This is a genomic window from Hymenobacter setariae (assembly GCF_007713685.1).
In the GTDB taxonomy this organism is placed as follows: domain Bacteria; phylum Bacteroidota; class Bacteroidia; order Cytophagales; family Hymenobacteraceae; genus Hymenobacter; species Hymenobacter setariae.
Genome location: NZ_VMRJ01000002.1, coordinates 174,473 through 190,792, shown reverse-complemented (window position 1 = coordinate 190,792; position 16,320 = coordinate 174,473). Strand labels below are relative to the sequence as shown.

Annotated in this window: 15 protein-coding genes; 5 read left to right on the top strand and 10 right to left on the bottom strand. The window is 56.5% G+C overall.

Annotated elements, in window-relative coordinates; genetic code table 11:
* Positions 1–28 precede the first annotated feature (28 nt).
* Positions 29–493 (top strand): toxin-antitoxin system YwqK family antitoxin, encoded by a 465-nt coding sequence (locus FNT36_RS07330; RefSeq protein ID WP_144845978.1) that lies wholly within the window; start codon positions 29–31, stop codon positions 491–493.
* Between the two features lie 70 nt (positions 494–563).
* Here the strand turns inward: FNT36_RS07330 and FNT36_RS07325 are convergent, their stop codons facing one another.
* The 7 genes from FNT36_RS07325 to FNT36_RS07295 form a co-directional block, all read right to left on the bottom strand.
* Entirely contained in the window at positions 564–974 is a 411-nt protein-coding gene (locus FNT36_RS07325) for a hypothetical protein (protein WP_144845976.1), read from the bottom strand.
* 114 nt (positions 975–1,088) lie between these two features.
* On the bottom strand, positions 1,089–2,267 hold the full coding sequence (locus FNT36_RS07320; RefSeq protein ID WP_233635749.1) for a T9SS type A sorting domain-containing protein: 1,179 nt from the start codon (positions 2,265–2,267) through the stop codon (positions 1,089–1,091).
* 453 nt (positions 2,268–2,720) lie between these two features.
* Positions 2,721–4,268, bottom strand: a complete 1,548-nt coding sequence (gene gltX, locus FNT36_RS07315; protein ID WP_144845972.1) for a glutamate--tRNA ligase — start codon at positions 4,266–4,268, stop codon at positions 2,721–2,723.
* 103 nt (positions 4,269–4,371) lie between these two features.
* Entirely contained in the window at positions 4,372–4,755 is a 384-nt protein-coding gene (locus FNT36_RS07310) for a Rid family detoxifying hydrolase (protein ID WP_144845970.1), read from the bottom strand.
* A 70-nt stretch (positions 4,756–4,825) separates the two neighbouring features.
* Positions 4,826–6,286, bottom strand: a complete 1,461-nt coding sequence (locus tag FNT36_RS07305; protein WP_233635748.1) for a DUF6056 family protein — start codon at positions 6,284–6,286, stop codon at positions 4,826–4,828.
* Between the two features lie 78 nt (positions 6,287–6,364).
* Positions 6,365–8,200 carry a glutamine--fructose-6-phosphate transaminase (isomerizing) gene (gene glmS / locus FNT36_RS07300; RefSeq protein WP_144845966.1) on the bottom strand — a complete coding sequence of 612 codons (1,836 nt, stop codon included), beginning with the start codon at positions 8,198–8,200 and terminating at the stop codon, positions 6,365–6,367.
* 214 nt (positions 8,201–8,414) lie between these two features.
* Positions 8,415–9,227 carry a glycogen/starch synthase gene (locus tag FNT36_RS07295; RefSeq protein ID WP_144845964.1) on the bottom strand — a complete coding sequence of 271 codons (813 nt, stop codon included), beginning with the start codon at positions 9,225–9,227 and terminating at the stop codon, positions 8,415–8,417.
* A 115-nt stretch (positions 9,228–9,342) separates the two neighbouring features.
* Here FNT36_RS07295 and panC point away from each other — a divergent pair, with 115 nt between their 5' ends.
* Complete coding sequence (gene panC / locus FNT36_RS07290) at positions 9,343–10,188, top strand: pantoate--beta-alanine ligase (protein WP_144845962.1); 846 nt, start codon at positions 9,343–9,345, stop codon at positions 10,186–10,188.
* A 77-nt stretch (positions 10,189–10,265) separates the two neighbouring features.
* Here the strand turns inward: panC and FNT36_RS07285 are convergent, their stop codons facing one another.
* Complete coding sequence (locus FNT36_RS07285) at positions 10,266–11,279, bottom strand: sugar phosphate nucleotidyltransferase (protein WP_144845960.1); 1,014 nt, start codon at positions 11,277–11,279, stop codon at positions 10,266–10,268.
* Positions 11,280–11,477: 198 nt separating this feature from the next.
* Here FNT36_RS07285 and FNT36_RS07280 point away from each other — a divergent pair, with 198 nt between their 5' ends.
* The 3 genes from FNT36_RS07280 (at position 11,478) to FNT36_RS07270 (ending at position 13,460) form a co-directional block, all read left to right on the top strand.
* Complete coding sequence (locus FNT36_RS07280; RefSeq protein WP_144845958.1) at positions 11,478–12,056, top strand: LemA family protein; 579 nt, start codon at positions 11,478–11,480, stop codon at positions 12,054–12,056.
* A gap of 94 nt (positions 12,057–12,150) precedes the next feature.
* Positions 12,151–12,615, top strand: a complete 465-nt coding sequence (locus tag FNT36_RS07275) for a TPM domain-containing protein (RefSeq protein WP_144845956.1) — start codon at positions 12,151–12,153, stop codon at positions 12,613–12,615.
* A 26-nt stretch (positions 12,616–12,641) separates the two neighbouring features.
* On the top strand, positions 12,642–13,460 hold the full coding sequence (locus tag FNT36_RS07270) for a TPM domain-containing protein (RefSeq protein ID WP_233635747.1): 819 nt from the start codon (positions 12,642–12,644) through the stop codon (positions 13,458–13,460).
* A 62-nt stretch (positions 13,461–13,522) separates the two neighbouring features.
* On the opposite strand, the gene FNT36_RS07265 is transcribed toward FNT36_RS07270, so the two are convergent.
* Positions 13,523–14,140, bottom strand: coding sequence for a 3'-5' exonuclease family protein (locus tag FNT36_RS07265; RefSeq protein WP_144845952.1), 618 nt, complete (start codon positions 14,138–14,140; stop codon positions 13,523–13,525).
* Positions 14,141–14,239: 99 nt separating this feature from the next.
* Positions 14,240–16,129 carry a single-stranded-DNA-specific exonuclease RecJ gene (locus tag FNT36_RS07260; protein WP_144845950.1) on the bottom strand — a complete coding sequence of 630 codons (1,890 nt, stop codon included), beginning with the start codon at positions 16,127–16,129 and terminating at the stop codon, positions 14,240–14,242.
* Positions 16,130–16,320 lie beyond the last annotated feature (191 nt).

Genomic DNA, 16,320 nt, shown 5'->3' with positions numbered 1-16,320 from the left:
CACTAACCCCACCCCTTACCCTACTGCCATGCGCTGCTATTTCTTTGCTCTACTTGGCCTCGCGGCCTCGGCTTGCACTACGGCGGTGCCGGGCCGTCAACACGCCGCCTTCTGGCGCACCAATGGCTATGACCGCCAGGGTGAGCAGCAGGGCCGCTGGCGCACGTATTACGACGATAAAAACAAGCAAACGCGCCTCACTAGAGGTCGCTACCGGCACGGCCGGCCCGTGGGCCACTGGCGCTACTACACGCAGCTGGGCACGCTCGACCACGCCGAGCGCTACCGCCGCGACTACAGCGATATTACCTTTTACCACCCCAACGGCCAAGTGTCGCAGAAAGGCCGCGCCCGCGTGGCCGACGAGGGCACGGTGCTGCACTACTTCTGGTTTGGCGAGTGGCGCAAGTTTTCGGAGACCGGCCGGCTAGTAGAGATAGACACCTATGAGAAGGGCCAGCAAGTAGCCAGCCAACCTATTCAGGACATGTAAGCTGGCCTGCGGCTACCTAGGGCGCCTGCACCGCTTAGGTGGCTGCAGACGCGCTGGTAGCTACGTGCGCCTACTCGGGTAGCTCGCGCCGGGTTTCAGCGGCCTCGTCGGCTTCGTTACCAAGGTCTTTTTTGCGTTTAGCCTCGCGGCTGGTGCGCTTCATGAAGTCTTCGTCGGTTTCTTCGGGCTCGTCGCCAGCACCTTCGGCCAAAGGAAATTCATCTTCCTCGCTGGCTATGCGGGCAGCTTCGGCGGCGCTTTTAGCCTGCGCTTCTTCACCGTACTGGCCCTCGCGGTTCACAATTTTTTTATCGCGCACGTGGCGACCCAGGAACTGGTTTATCTGCTCGATAGAATAGTTGGAAGTAATTTCTCCTAGGGGGTTCACCCCGATTTCGAAGCCTTCCAGCTCTTTGTGCACACGAGCTTTCTTTTCGGGCTCGGGCGCTTTTTGCTTGGGTTTGGTGGGTTTCTTAGCCATTTCTACAAGGAGCGATTAACAATGAGCAATGAACAATTGCCCATTACTACGCAAAAGGCCGCGCCGTAGGCTATACGACGCGGCCTGGCAGCAGAGCCTAGCAACGGCCAGGGCCTATTCTACGGTGAGGCGGGTGGCCTGCTGGCCGGCCCGCACTATATACACGCCACCGGGCAAGCCAGCCGGCAGTGCTAGCTGAGCGCTGCCGGCCGCATCGGTAGTAGTGGTGAGCAGCACCCGACCTAGGGCATCGAGCACGCGCACCGGGGCGCTGGGTGTCGCGCCGGTCAGTGTAGCTTTATCAGAAGCTGGGTTAGGAAACAAGGTCAAGCTGGTGCGCTTGATAGCTACCATGCGCACGGGCGAGTAAGTGGTTTTACCATTGCTGTCTACCTGGCGCAAGCGATAATAGAGGGTAGAGGCCGTGAGAGCGGCCCCTTCGGTATCAGCATATTGATAGGCGCGGGCAGTGGTAGCTGTGCCCGCCCCAGCCTGCCGACCGATGGTACCGAAGGCTACGCCATCAAGACTACGCTCGATGGCGAAGTAGTCATTATTAGTCTCTGAGGCAGTGGACCAGTTGAGCATGGGGCCGGCTGGCGTCCAGGTGGCGTCGAAGCGGCTCAGCGTAACGGGCAAGGGCTGGGTCAACTGCACGGTCACGGGTACATCTCTAGAAAGCGAGCAGCCAGCTACAGTGCTTGTCACGCGGTAGGTAGTCGTGAGCAGTGGTGCCAACGTGGGCGCATCAATGGTTCCTAACAAGGCACTGGTGCCCATATCTTTCCAGCTATATACGGCACCATTCACGTTGGTGGTAGCTGTTAGCTTCACCGAGCCACCTAGGGTAATGGTAGCGGCGGCAGGGCTTACGGTTAGCTCGGGCACTATCACCGTTAGCTGCTGCTGGGTGGCCGTGCCGCACGAAGTAGGCGCCGTGACAGTATACGTGGTAGAAACCGTGGGCGACACGGCAAATATTCCCGTTGTATTGGTTTGGGTAGGTGTATTGGGTGCCGTGAGCGTGTAACTACCAGTCGAGCCCGTGGCTGTGAGTACGGTGCTGCCGCCCGCACACACGGTAGTGGCGCTAGCCGTCAGCGCAAGCGTAGGGTCCAGCAATAAGCTAAAATTCAGCGCCTTCGCATTATTGCAGTTGACCGTAGTACCCGTGAGCTTGTAAACAGCCGACTGCGTAGCCACTGGGAAAACGAAGGTATAGGTGGCGCCGCCAGTTACCGTTCCGGCATCGTAGGTCGTCACTGTGTTGTCGGCTAGCGTACGAGTCAGCAAGACAGTACTATTAGAAGTTGGTGTGACTTGAATTTGCTGGCTTGTGCCCGCTGTGGGGGGACAATAGCTGTTGGTGACGCTGCCCGAACCGTTGTTTGTTGAGGTGGTAGCCGTGCCACTGCCCGCTGGGTAAACAATATCGAAGTGTCCAGAGCAACCTGCGCCCGATTGGCCTAGTCCAATGCGCGGCGCCAATAATACAATTAATCCACTTATGAGTAGAAGTTTTGACTTCATATAATTGACGTAAAAAATGAAGGAAAGAGAATTTTTATTAGCAACTAAAAATTATACAAACTCAGGTTAACCAACTATAACTTACTAGTAATTAGAACTCAAATCTAAATAAAATATATTAACTACGAAATTTTTATTTCAATAAGAAGCCGATTAAACAGCAAAAGCCCCCCGGCCGGCTGGCCAGGGGGCTTTTGCTGTTTAATCCTATTAGCGCTAACCTAGGCGCTCTACCGCGGCACGTAGGCGCTGGCCTACCTCGCCCGTACCCAAAATGGCTAGGGTTTCAAATAGGTCGGGGCCGGCGCCAGCGCCAGTCACGGCCACGCGCAAGGCTTGCAGCACTTGGCCAGGCTTGAGACCCTGGGCCGCGGTGGTATCGTTGAAGATATTTTTGAGCACTTCCGCATTGGCGCTGGGCTCCGAGTCGGCGGGCAGACCATCGGCGTAGGCAGCTAGGGCAGCTGACACCTGCGGGTTCCATTTCTTGCTGATGACCGTTTGGTCGTACTCGATTGGGGCTTCGAAGAAATACTTAGCCTCCTGCCAGAAATCCTGCGGGAAGCTTACCCGCTCCTTCATTACACCCACCACCTGCTCGGCTTTCTCGGGCGAGCAATTAATGCCGTGCTCGGCTAGGGCAGTGAGCAGGTAGGGCGCTAGCTCCGCATTGGGCTTAGCGCGCAGGTAGTGTTCATTGAACCACTTAATTTTGGCCTGGTCAAACTTGGCGGGCGACTTGCTCACGCGTTCGATAGAGAAGGCTTCTATCAGCTCCTGCATGGAGAAAATCTCTTGGCTAGTACCAGGGTTCCAACCCAAGAAGGCCAAGAAATTGACTAATGCCTCGGGCAGGTAGCCCTCCTCGCGGTAGCCGCGGCTAACGGTGGGCTCGCCGGTTTCGGCGTCGGTGCCGTGCCATTCTAAGGCAAATACTGGAAAGCCTAGGCGGTCGCCGTCGCGCTTGCTGAGCTTGCCCGTGCCATCAGGCTTGAGCAGCAGCGGCAAGTGAGCGAAATGCGGCATGGTCTTTTCCCAACCTAGGTAGCGATACAGCAGCACGTGAAGCGGCGCCGAAGGCAGCCACTCCTCACCCCGAATGACGTGGGAGATTTCCATGAGGTGGTCGTCCACGATGTTGGCCAAGTGGTAGGTTGGCATACCATCCGACTTCATCAGCACCTTGTCGTCGACGGCGCTAGAGTGCACTACTACCCACCCGCGGATGAGGTCTTGAAAACGAATTTCCTCTTTGCGCGGCACCTTAAGGCGAATAACGTAGGGCGCACCGCTGTCAAGTAGCTGCTTTACCTCGTCTTCAGGCAGGGTCAGTGAGTTGCGCATCTGGGTGCGCGTAATGCTATTGTACTGCGGGTTGGGCACCTTGGCGGCCTGCAAGCGCTCGCGCATGGCGTCGAGTTCTTCGGGCGTATCAAAGGCATAGTAGGCATAGCCATCGCGGATGAGCTGGTCGGCGTATGCGCGGTACATGGGCTTGCGCTCGCTTTGGCGGTAGGGAGCATGGGGACCACCTACCCAAGGGCTTTCATCAAGCTTGATGCCCACCCATTCTAGGCTTTCCCGGATGTAGTCTTCGGCGCCGGGCACAAACCGGTTTTGGTCAGTGTCCTCAATGCGCAAAATCATGGTGCCGCCCAGCTTGCGGGCTAGCAGGTAATTGTACAAGGCCGTCCGCACGCCGCCAATGTGCAGCGGGCCAGTAGGCGAGGGGGCAAAACGCACCCGAACAGGTCTTTCACTCATAATACTACAAAGGTACGGGATAGCGTAATGGGAGTAATGAGCACCCTAAGCAACGCTGACTGGCTAGCTGCTCGCGCGGGCTCATTACGTCCCTTACTGAGCGCTACCCTACTGCGATACAAGAGATTTCAACTTCGACATCGCGGGGCAGGCGGCTTACCTCCACGGTCTCGCGGGCCGGGGCAGTGGCTTCATCGAAGTAAGTCCCATAAATCTGATTGATGGTAGCAAAATTGCCTAGGTCCTTCACGAAGATGGAACACTTTACTACGTCGGTGAGAGCTAAGCCAGCAGCAGCTAGCACAGCAGTCAGGTTCTTGAGTACTTGGTGCGTCTGAGCACTCACATCGCCCTCCCCCACGAGCTGCCCAGCAGCATCAAGGGGTATTTGGCCCGATACGTACACAGTGTTACCAGCTTTAATAGCTTGCGAGTAAGGCCCGATGGGCGCCGGCGCTTGGTCGGAGAAAATAATCTGGTGATGCATGGGGGTTATGAGCACATTAGGTTGGCTCGCCAAAGTAACGCATGGCACGGCAGGCCAGCCTAGCCCCCACCTAGCGAGGCTCTCCAGCCTTTAGCACATACACCGCCGGGCCGCCGTAAAACTGCGAATAGGCGACATTACCCCACAGGCGTTCGTCGGCCGAGATATCATAGTAAAAAATAGTCCGCGGCTGCTCAAGTAACGGGTCGAGGCGCAAAGGAGCAGACCCAGGCGAAGCTGTGCGTAAGAGCGCTACGCGGGTCCGCTGCTGCTGGTCGTAGCGGGCGGCACTACCACTGAGCCAGTCGCGGTAGGCTTGCACTACCGTATTGCTTTCTCTCCCGATGTCATCGTGCGTAAGGTGCACATTATGGTCCGATAAGAAAGCGACGGCGAACCAGCCAACTAATAACGCCTGTACTGGCCGGGCCACGAGTAGCGCCATATAGCGGGCATTGAGGCGACTAGCCCAACTATAGGCACTCAATAGCCCACCCGCTACAAAATAGAGATACAGCAAATTCTTTACTCGCAGGGCCGGCGCAATACCCGATGCTACATGGCAAAACAAGAAGGCCAGCCACACGCCAACCAAGGTAAGCAGCGGCCATAGCCATGGCTGCCGCGTGAGGCGATGCAGCAGCGAAGGTTGTGTTGGTCCCGGCGCCAGCTTTGAGGTCAGTGGTAGCCCGAGCAGCACCAGTATTAATAGCATGCCATTGCCTAGCCAGTTAACCACACAGTAGGTGGCGCCTCCAGTGGCTAGTAATAAGCCTTTTACCAAGCCTGCCACCCCGTGCCCGGGCCCTAGGGCCTGCCACCGCGCAAAATGGGCCGGTGACCCCAGGGTTAGCAAGCTGCCTAGTAAGATGGCTGCCCCTACCCCACCCCATGACCAACGCCGCACCGATATCCGCAATGCTACTGCCACCCCTAGGTACACCAGCGGTAATAGCAGCGCTGTTATTTCGCTAAAGCCGGGAATAATAAATCCTAACAGCAGTGCTATTACCCACAGCACGCGATGCGGCCGTTGTGGGTGGGCATACAGCCAGCTAAGCAGAGCTGCCAGCAAAGCTGTTAAAATCACTGGGTAGAGGTAAGCTATCAAACCTGTCAGCCAAAAAATACCCTCGGCTGGCCACGGAAAGTTTACCAAAGCGGCTATAGTCAGTAGGCTTCCTAGGATACGCGCTTCTTGCCCACGACTAGTCACGCTCGATGCCACTGCATATAGGCTTAGTACAAAGCTCAGCAAGCCCCCAAAGATTAATAATTGATACGCTTGTGGATGCGTCCCAAAAAATTTTAGCACTGCGCTGAATAGCGAAGACGAGTAACGGCCCGAGTTATGGATATATGTACTTAGTACATACTGCCCCATCGTACGGCTGCGCAAATAGTGCCCAATGGCAAAATCATCGAGCGCGGGATGACTATAAAATGCTAAAACTCCCAGAGGCAGCACGCAGCTAGCCGCTGCCAGTATAAATAGCAGCTGGCGAGATAACAAAGACGCTAAAACACGCATGAGAAGGAAGTAAGCTGGCACTAAAAACCCCGCCGGCGCTTGCCGGCGGGGTGAGTATAGCATGCCTACTTAAGAAAGTTATTCCACCGTCACCGATTTGGCTAGGTTGCGAGGCTGGTCTACGTTGCAGCCGCGCATCACAGCAATGTGGTAGCTCAGCAGTTGCAGTGGTATTACTGACACCAGTGGCACTAACACTTCTGAGGTGTATGGTACTTCTACCACAAACTCAGCCATGGCTGGAATAGTAGTATCACCCTCCGTGACTACCGCAATAATGCGGCCTTTACGGGCTTTAACTTCCTGAATGTTACTTACTACCTTCTCATACGAGCTGTCGCGAGTGGCAATAACCACCACCGGCATATTTTCGTCGATGAGGGCAATGGGGCCGTGCTTCATCTCAGCTGCTGGGTAGCCTTCAGCGTGAATGTAGCTAATCTCCTTAAGCTTAAGAGCTCCTTCCAAGGCCACGGGAAAGTTATAGCCCCGGCCTAGGTACAGGAAGTTAGGTACATCCTTGAAAGTTTCAGAAATACGCTGAATCTCGGCATCTAGCTTTAGAGCCTTTTCAACTTTGGTCGGAATGCTGTGCAGCTCGACCATGAGCTCCCGCAACTTAGTGTCAGAGAGCGTACCGCGGCGCTGGCCAATGCACATAGCCAGTAGCGCTAGCACCGTCACCTGCGCCGTGAAAGCCTTAGTCGAGGCTACCCCAATTTCAGGACCAGCGTGGGTATATGCGCCAGCGTCGGTAGCACGAGCGATGCTGCTGCCCACTACGTTGCAGATGCCAAAGATGGTAGCACCCTTGCTCTTAGCCAGCTCCAGAGCGGCAAGCGTATCGGCTGTTTCTCCGCTCTGGGAGATAGCAATCACAATATCACGCTCTGAGATAACTGGGTTACGGTAGCGGAACTCCGAGGCGTATTCTACCTCGACCGGAATGCGAGCCAAGTCCTCAATTAGATACTCAGCTACTAGGCCGGCGTGCCAGCTCGTGCCGCATGCCACAATGATGATGCGGTGAGCATTGACAAACTTCTGCTCGTAGGCTCGAAAGCCGGCCATATTTAAGTGGCCACTTTCAAGCTCAAGCCGCCCGCGCATCGAATCAAGAATGGAGCGCGGCTGCTCAAAAATTTCTTTGAGCATAAAATGCTCATAGCCGCCCTTCTCAATGCTATCCAATTCTAGCTCAAGGCGCTGAATGTAGGGCGTCTGCACTACATCTTCACGTGAACGGATGGCGAGTTGCCCGTCTTTAATAACTGCCAGCTCATAGTCATTCACATACACCACCTCATTGGTGTATTCGATGATGGGCGTGGCGTCGGAAGCCACAAAGAACTCGCCTTCACCAATACCAATTACCAACGGCGACCCTTTGCGAGCTGCAATCAGCTGGTCGGGTGCATCCTTGCTCAGCACCACAATGGCATAGGCGCCTACCACTTCGTGCAAAGCTAGACGCACGGCCTCTTCGAGGCTGCACTCATTCTGCTTCTGAATCTCCTCAATGAGATTGACGAACACCTCCGTATCGGTATCAGAGTGAAACACGTGGCCCTGCTGCTCCAAGTGGGTTTTCAGCGCCGCGTAGTTTTCAATAATGCCGTTGTGAATGATGGCAATGCGCTCCGAAGTCGAGTAGTGCGGGTGAGCATTAACGTCATTGGGCTCGCCGTGGGTGGCCCAGCGGGTATGTCCCATCCCCACGGTAGCATGAGTATCCTTATCACCTAGATACTTTTCGAGGTCAGCTACCTTGCCTTTCTTCTTGTAGACGTTCAGGCTACCATTGAGAAGTGCTACGCCAGCCGAGTCGTAGCCGCGGTATTCGAGGCGATGCAGCCCCTTTAGAATAATAGGACAGGCCTCACGATGACCTAGATACGCAACAATGCCACACATGGCTTATAAAAATAAAAGAAAGTGAAAGTGAATTTTTTATAGTAAGCGTCTTAGCTTAGCCAGTATCGGCTTAAATATACAGCGTGATTCTGGCCAGCAGCAATTTGCTGATTGGACTAAACAACTAACCGGCCGTTGGACCGCTTAATAGCGATGCCAACGGCCGGTTGGTAAAGGCAAAGTTACTACAGTTGGGAATATCCCAGGCTGTACGTTAGTTGGCCAAGTCGTTATAGAGAGCTTGGTAGGACGAAAGCAGGTTTTCGTCAGCGGCTACCTGGCTCAGGTGCTTGCGCGAGCTGTACTCCTTAAATAATCCGTTGAGGTTGTCAGAGAAGTCTTCATCCGAGCGTACTACCGTATCGGCATACTCCATGCCCAGCTTCACGAAGCCCGAGAAGTCGTTTGACTTCAACTCCTTCAGCATGTCATCGTCGATGTCGAGCATCTTGGCTTTTTCAACCAAGTTGCCTTCAAACTTGTCTAGAAACTCGTTGTTGTAGACCGTAAACACCGATTTAGCATCCTTGAAAACCGGGTCTTTCTTGTATGTAGTTTTCAAGTACAGTGGAATGAGCGAGGTCATCCAGTCGTTGCAGTGCACGATGTCGGGCGACCAACCTAGCTTCTTCACTGTTTCGAGTACACCTTTGCAGAAAAAGATGGCGCGCTCGTCATTGTCAGCGTGAAACTTGTCATTTTTGTCCACCAGCGCCGATTTGCGGTGGAAGTAATCTTCATTATCAATAAAATAAACCTGTAGCTTCGCGGTCGGAATCGAGGCTACTTTAATCACCAGCGGCTTTTCGTCGTCCCCCACGGCAATGTTGATGCCTGAGAGGCGTACTACTTCGTGCAGCCGGTTTTTACGTTCGTTGATAATGCCGAAGCGAGGCACAAAAATCCGGATTTCAGCCCCGGTCTCCTGCATCGCAGCCGGTAAACGGCGCAGTAGCTCAGCCACTTTCGTGGTTTGCAGGAAAGGGTCAATTTCGGTGGCCGCGTACAGGATTCGCAACTTCGACATGATAATTGGGAAAGGATTTAGGAAAAGGCCAAGGCTTGGCTACACAAAATTACGCATTTTTTAGCGAAAAATCAATAAAATTCATTCAAACCTCCTTTCTAGGCTATACTTAGGAATGTTAATTTTTACTACCGCCGCCGAGTTGCGCACCTACGCCGAGCAGGCGCGCGCTGCTGGCCGGCGCCTAGGGCTAGTGCCCACGATGGGCGCCCTACACGAGGGCCACTTACAATTGGTACGCGCTGCCGCTCAATACTGCGACGAAGTCATTGCTTCGGTATTCGTTAACCCCACGCAGTTTAATAACCCCGACGATCTACGCCTCTACCCGCGCTTGCCCGAGCAAGATGCTGCTGCATTGGTCCCCGCAGGCTGTACAGCGCTGTTTATGCCCTCTGTCGCTGAAGTCTATCCGCAGCCTGCAATCTTGCGTTTCGACTTTGGCCCACTGGAGCGGGTAATGGAAGGCGCGCACCGGCCTGGCCACTTCAATGGGGTGGCCACCGTGGTAAGTAAGCTCTTTCATCTAGCTCGGCCCCACGCAGCCTACTTCGGCCAAAAGGATTTTCAGCAAGTCGCCATTGTGCGGCAACTAATTACCGACCTTTCGTTTGACCTAGAATTAGTTGTTTTCCCAACAGTACGGGAGGCTGATGGCTTGGCAATGTCATCGCGCAATGCTCGACTGTCGCCTGCGGCGCGAGCAGTAGCCCCGTTGCTCTATCAGGTACTGCAGCAAGCGGCGGCGCAAGTACGCCTAGGTGTGCTACCAGCCGAGGTGCAGCAGCAAGCGCTAGCTATACTGGCGCAGGTGCCTGAGTTCACCCCTGAATACTTAGAAGTAGCCGACGCGCAATCCTTGCAGCCGATAACTAGCTACGACGCTGGCCGACCTGTGGTGCTATGCGTGGCGGCTCACCTAGGGGGCGTGCGACTGATTGATAATGTAGTAGTAGCATAGCTGCTGAGCGCAAAAGGGAACGGGCGTCGTATCAAATGATACGACGCCCGTTCCCTTTTGCGCTCAGCAGCTAGTAGTTAGCTTCGGGCTTGGCTGTAATCAATCTCAGTATTATCGCCTAGGTTGAGGCTGTGGTTGAGGCCGCGGAAAGAAGCGTCGGAGCCCACGATACAGTCGTGCATTACGGCCGAGCTCAGCTCGCTATAGGAGCCAATAATGGAATCGCTGACGATGGTGTGCCGGATAATGGTACCTTCACCTATGGCCACATTGGGACCGATGATGGAGTGGGCAATGCGGCAACCTGCGCCAATGCTGACGGGCGGAATCACGACAGTATCGGTGAAGTCGGGGTATTCGCGGGCGGTATAAAACTCGGGTTGGTCGAGCAGACGGGCGTTGGCTTCGAGCAGCGTTTCCTTGCGGCCGCAGTCAAACCAATTGTCTACGGCTGCGGGGCGCATCACTTCGCCTTCCTCGATGAGGTGCATGAGGGCATCGGTGAGCTGAAACTCTTCGTGGGTGCGCTGGTCGGTGGCGATGAGCCACTCTAGCGCCTCGGCCAGCTTCTCGGCGTTGGCAATCTTGTAGAGGCCCACTAGCGCGTAATTCGACTTAGGAATGCGCGGCTTTTCGACCACGCGGTTTACCTGGCCATCGGCGCCAGTTTCGACAATGCCGAAGAGGCTAGGTGTTTTTACCTCTTTCACGGCCAGAATGGTGCCGGGCTGGGCCAACAGAGCAGGCAGGTCAACATCAACGATGGTATCGCCGAGCAGAATGAGCACCCCGTCAGTATCGTGCCGGAAGGTCTCGCGGGCCATGTACAGCGCATGGCCTAGGCCCTCGCGCGGCGACTGCACTACGAAGGTGGCATTGAGGTCGGGGTAGTGCTCGCGCACATATTGCTCAATTTTTTCGCCTAGGTAGCCGATGATGAATACGTACTCGGTGAGGCCCGCCGCCTTCAGCCGGTCAATGATGTGGCCCAGAATGGTATTGCCAGCCACCGGCACCAGGCTTTTGGGCTGAGTGTGGGTGTGGGGGCGCAGGCGCGAGCCGATGCCGGCAACAGGAATAATGGCTTTCATACGGCTAAAGGTAGGGCTGACGGCGGTGGCGGCGGCAGGAAATGAAGCAGCTATACAACTGTGGCGGGGCGCGTGCGTATTTTGCCCCGGTCGGGCCACTAACCGCTAACTAGCGGTAGTGGTTGCGGCAATACGCTTCTTATTTCTCACCGCTGGACCTCAAAACTAATGGCCGGCTTTCAGAAACCCTAACCCCTTATGAAACGCCTTCTTCTCTATTTCGCCGCGATGGTTACGCTCCTTTCGCAGTCGTCGTGCGGCTACAATGGCATGGTGCAACGCGACCAGGCAGTGAAAGCCCAAACCGGTAACGTGCAAAGCGCCTATCAGCGCCGGGCCGACCTCATTCCGAACCTAGTGAACACAGTGAAAGGTGCCGCTAAGCAGGAGCAAGCTACCCTTACCAGCGTAATGGAAGCCCGCGCCAAAGCCACCAGCGTGCAACTCAATGCCAACGACCTCACCCCTGAAAATATCGAGAAGTTTCAAGCAGCGCAGGGACAGCTTTCGGCCGGCCTAGGTCGCTTGCTGGCCGTGAGCGAGAACTATCCTGAGCTGAAAACCAACGCCAACTTCCAGGAACTACAAGCGCAGATTGAGGGTACGGAAAACCGTATCAATGTGGAGCGCAACAAGTTCAACACTGTTACCAACGACTATAACGGCTTTATCAAGTCGTTCCCCAATAATCTGTTTGCGGGCATGTTTGGCTTCAAGGAAGCGCCTTACTTTAAGGCAGCCGAAGGGTCTGAAAAAGCGCCCACTGTTCAGTTCTAATTGAGTTACGGATGCTGAGCTATGCGTTGCGAGCGGGCTTAGTCAGCCGCTCGCAACGCATACTTTCTGCTTTCTAACTTCTAGCTCAATCACAATGACCCACCCCCTCACCCCGGCTCAGGAAGAAACGCTGGTGGCCGCCATCAAGCAGGCCGAGCTGCGCACGTCGGGCGAAATCAGGCTGCACCTAGAGGAAAAATGCCCCACGCCCGAGCCGCTGGACCGGGCGGCACAGGTATTTGCTGAACTCAAAATGCACCAGACGAAGCTGCGCAATGGGGTCCTATTTTACTTGGCTTGGCAGAGCCGGCAGTTTGCTGTGGTCGGCGATGCGGGCATCAATGCCACGGTGCCCGATGAGTTTTGGGAGGATGTGAAGGAAATGGTGGTGGGTCACTTTCGGCAAGAGCAATATGTACTAGGCCTAGAGCGCGGCATTCGGCTAGTAGGCGAGCAGCTGCAGCAGTTTTTCCCCTATGATGCTGCTACCGACATAAATGAGCTGGACGACACTATTTCTTACGGGGACGACGCCCCACCTACGCCGCCCCGCCGATGAACCGATTTTTTTTAGCATCTCCTAGGTTGTCTTCTCCCTCACGTTGGGCAGCTACTAGCTATTGGCGCGGCCTGCTAGGCCTGCTACTATGGCTGAGCTTAGGGCTAGTGGCGCGAGCCCAGCAAGTACCGCCCCCCCCTAGCCCACCCCGCCTAGTAAACGACTTAGCTCAGGTGCTGCAGCCGCAGGAGGTGGCTGCCTTGGAACAGAAGCTGGTTAGTTACAACGATAGTACCACTTCGCAGATAGCGGTGGTCACGGTGCCCACTCTAGAGGGCAATGATATTGCCGACTATGCTCAAAAGCTTTATGAAAGCTGGGGCATCGGCTCAAAGAATAACAACAACGGCATCTTGGTGCTCGTGGCCATTCAGGAGCGCAAGGCTCGCATTCAAACGGGCTATGGCCTCGAAGGCGCAGTACCCGATGCACTGGCCAAACGCATTATCAGCAATACACTGGTGCCAGCTTTTCGCCAAAACCAGTACTACGCGGGCCTTGACCGGGCCACTGACCAGCTGATAGCCCTAGCCAAGGGCGAATACAAAGCCGACCCAGCCCAGGCGCCGCGTAGCCGTGGGCGCCGCGACCGGACCGGCTCAGGGGCTGGCTTCTGGATAATTATTGGCGTGCTGATTCTGGTCTTTTTACTGCGCTCGCGTGGGGGCGGTGGAGGCCGAGGCGGACGTGGAGGCTTTGGCGGCGGCTTCATGCCCCCCATTATTTTCGGCGACTTCTCGGGCGGCCGCGGGGTCTTCGGCGGTGGAGGCGGCGGTGGAGGCGGCGGCTTTGGTGGTTTTGGCGGCGGCAGCAGCGGTGGCGGCGGCGCTAGCGGTAGCTGGTAGCTTGTTCACCAACAATAAGCAAAGTGCCTGCTAAGCTTGAAGTAGCTTAGCAGGCACTTTGCTTATTGCTCCTTATTAATTGATTTATAAGCGGGGTGCTCGTAGAAGGGCCGCAGTAGGCGCACCACCTCTAGGGCATCGGCCAAGGCCTCGTGGGCTACGTGGGGCTCGGCATCGCCGGCACGCGCCTGGCAAATGAGCATGGTGGGCAGTCGCGAATCCTTGTGCCAGTTGAGGTAGAAAGCAGCAGGGTCAAGCACGGCGGGCTCGGCTTTGAGTAGGGTACCCCAACCGGGTAGCTGGCGCAAAAAAAGCAGGTCAAACGTGGCGAAGTTCTTGCCCGCCATCACCACGCTCAAGCAGTCCTTTTTATTGGGCCGAAAACCGTTGGCTAGTAAAAACTCGCGCAGTTGCGGCAGCAGCTCATCAGGCCGGCAAATGTCGGGCGCAGCCAGTTTGGTTTTGTCGGCTAGCTCGTGCAGCAGTCCCGCATTGAGAGCCAGGGCGCCGGCCGTACCACAGATTTCGGGGTGGCGCACGGCGCGGCGGAAAGCCGGCAGCTCAGCTAGTGGTGTAGCGGCGGCCCGCTTAGTATCCTCTACCACAGCGGCTAGCTCCAGCACCTGGTGGCGCAGAGGGTCGGGCCCGCTCATTTCGAGGTCGATGGAAACGTAACGCATTTTTTGGCTGCTAGCTTTTGGCTGTTAGCTACTAGCTTTCCTCACCTACGCAGGAGAGGCAGCGAATAGCTAGCAACCAGAAGCTAGTGGCGCAAAAAACTACTCCCAGCGCAGGTCTAGCAAGCGCAGCTGTAAGGTGCGCTGCCCCCTAAACTCGTTCATCTCTAAGATGTAGCACGCACTCAGGGGCGCATCAGGCGTTTCGAGCAAGCGCGGCAGGTAGTGACCTAGGCCAAAGCCAATGGCCTCAAGCACCACACCGGGCGATTGGTCGGGCTGCATTAGGCGCATTTTGAGGTGACCGGCCTGGCCCACTGGTCGCACCGAAGCGGGCACCGCTCGCAAGTCGGCACTGGCAAAAACGGGTGCGGGGTTGCCGGGGCCGTAAGGCTCTAGGCGTTGCAGTTCGGATAGAAACTCGGTTGTAAGCTGCGTAAAATCCAGCCACGAATCGATATCCACGGGCCGCACAGGCTGCTGGCCGGCGGGCACACGGGCCGCTACTTCGCGCATAAACTGCGCCTTAAAAGCAGGTAGATTTTCGACGGGCAGTGTGAGGCCCGCCGCCGCCCGGTGCCCGCCAAACTGGCTCAGCAACGGTGCGCAAGCTTCGAGCACCTCATGCACATCAAAACCCGCGATGGAGCGCGACGAGCCGGTTGCCATGCCATCCTTCTCGGTGAGAATAACGGTGGGCCGGTAGTATTGGTCGAGGCAGCGCGAAGCCACAATGCCCAGCACACCCTGCGGCCAGTGCGGCTGAAAAAGCACTGTAGCGGGCGCCGTGGCGCCGTCAGGGTCTTCGGCAATCATGGCCAGCGCCTCCTGAGTGGTGCGCGCATCTGAGAGGCGCCGCTCCTGGTTCATGTGGTCGACTACCTCGGCCGTGTAGCGTGCCTCCTGCTGCGTAGGAGCCAGCAGCATATTCACGGCGCGGTGGGCATCGCCCATGCGCCCGGCGGCGTTGATGCGCGGCGCAAACCCAAATACTAGAGAGCTCAGGCTCAGCGGGCCCTGGCGGGGGGCAGCCAACTCGTGCAAGGCTGCTAAGCCGGGGCGCAAGCCTTCGCTTGGTAGGTGAGCCGAGGAGGGCGCCTGCGCTGGGCGCGGTGCCGGGCCATCGAGCGTGTCGGCAGCGGTTTGGGCTACTTGAGGCGTAGCAGCCTGGGCCGCTGCGGCAGCCTGCGTCACGTTGAAGCGGCGGAGACCGTGGGCGGCCAGCACGCGGTTTTCGCCCGTTACGGGCACTACGTCGGCCGCAATGCTCACCGTCACGAGGTCGAGCTGCGCATAGAGTGGGGCGGTGGGCAGCCCTAGGCGCTCGGTGAGGCCTTGCAAGAGCTTAAAGCCCACGCCACAGCCCGACAGGTCGGGGTACGGGTAGCTGCAATCGGCCCGCTTAGGGTCGAGCACAGCCACGGCAGCCGGCAGTTCCTCGCCAGGCAAATGGTGGTCACAGATGATGAAATCGAGTCCTAGGTCATTGGCGTGGGCCACTTGCTCCACAGCCTTCACGCCGCAGTCGAGGGCAATAACCAGCGTGAAACCGTGGGCTTTGGCGAAGTCCACGGCCTGCATCGAGATGCCATAGCCCTCACGATGCCGGTCGGGGATGTAGGGCTGAAACCGGCTTTGTTCCTCGGGCAAGTCGAGGGCTTCGGCTAGCGGCCGCAAATAGCTTACTACCAAGGCTACCGACGTAATGCCGTCCACATCGTAGTCGCCCAGCACCAAGATTTTTTCGCCACTTTGTAGGGCGCGCATTACCCGCGCCACGGCCAAGTCCATGTCGCACATCAGCCAGGGCGAGGGCAAATCGGCCAGCTTAGGCTCAAAAAACTCTTGCGCCGCCGCTGGCGTCACAATACCGCGCTGCACCAACAGCCGCGCTAACACTGGGCTGATACTCAGCGCTTCCCCTAGGCCGGCCACCGTTGCGGGGTCGGGGTCGGGGGCAAATATCCAGCGCTTGAGAGGAATAACAGGCATTAATAAATAGAACAAGAATAGCCTCAAAAGTACGCAAAAATTAGCCGTCGTACCTTCGCCCGCCCCTTTGCCCGTGCTTATGAGCCGCCTCCGTGAGTTTTACCAACGCTATCGCCAGTACATTTTATCCGATGGCCTGATGTACGTGGTGTTCATTGTGGTATTAGCACTGATGTTCGTTTTCTTCGGCT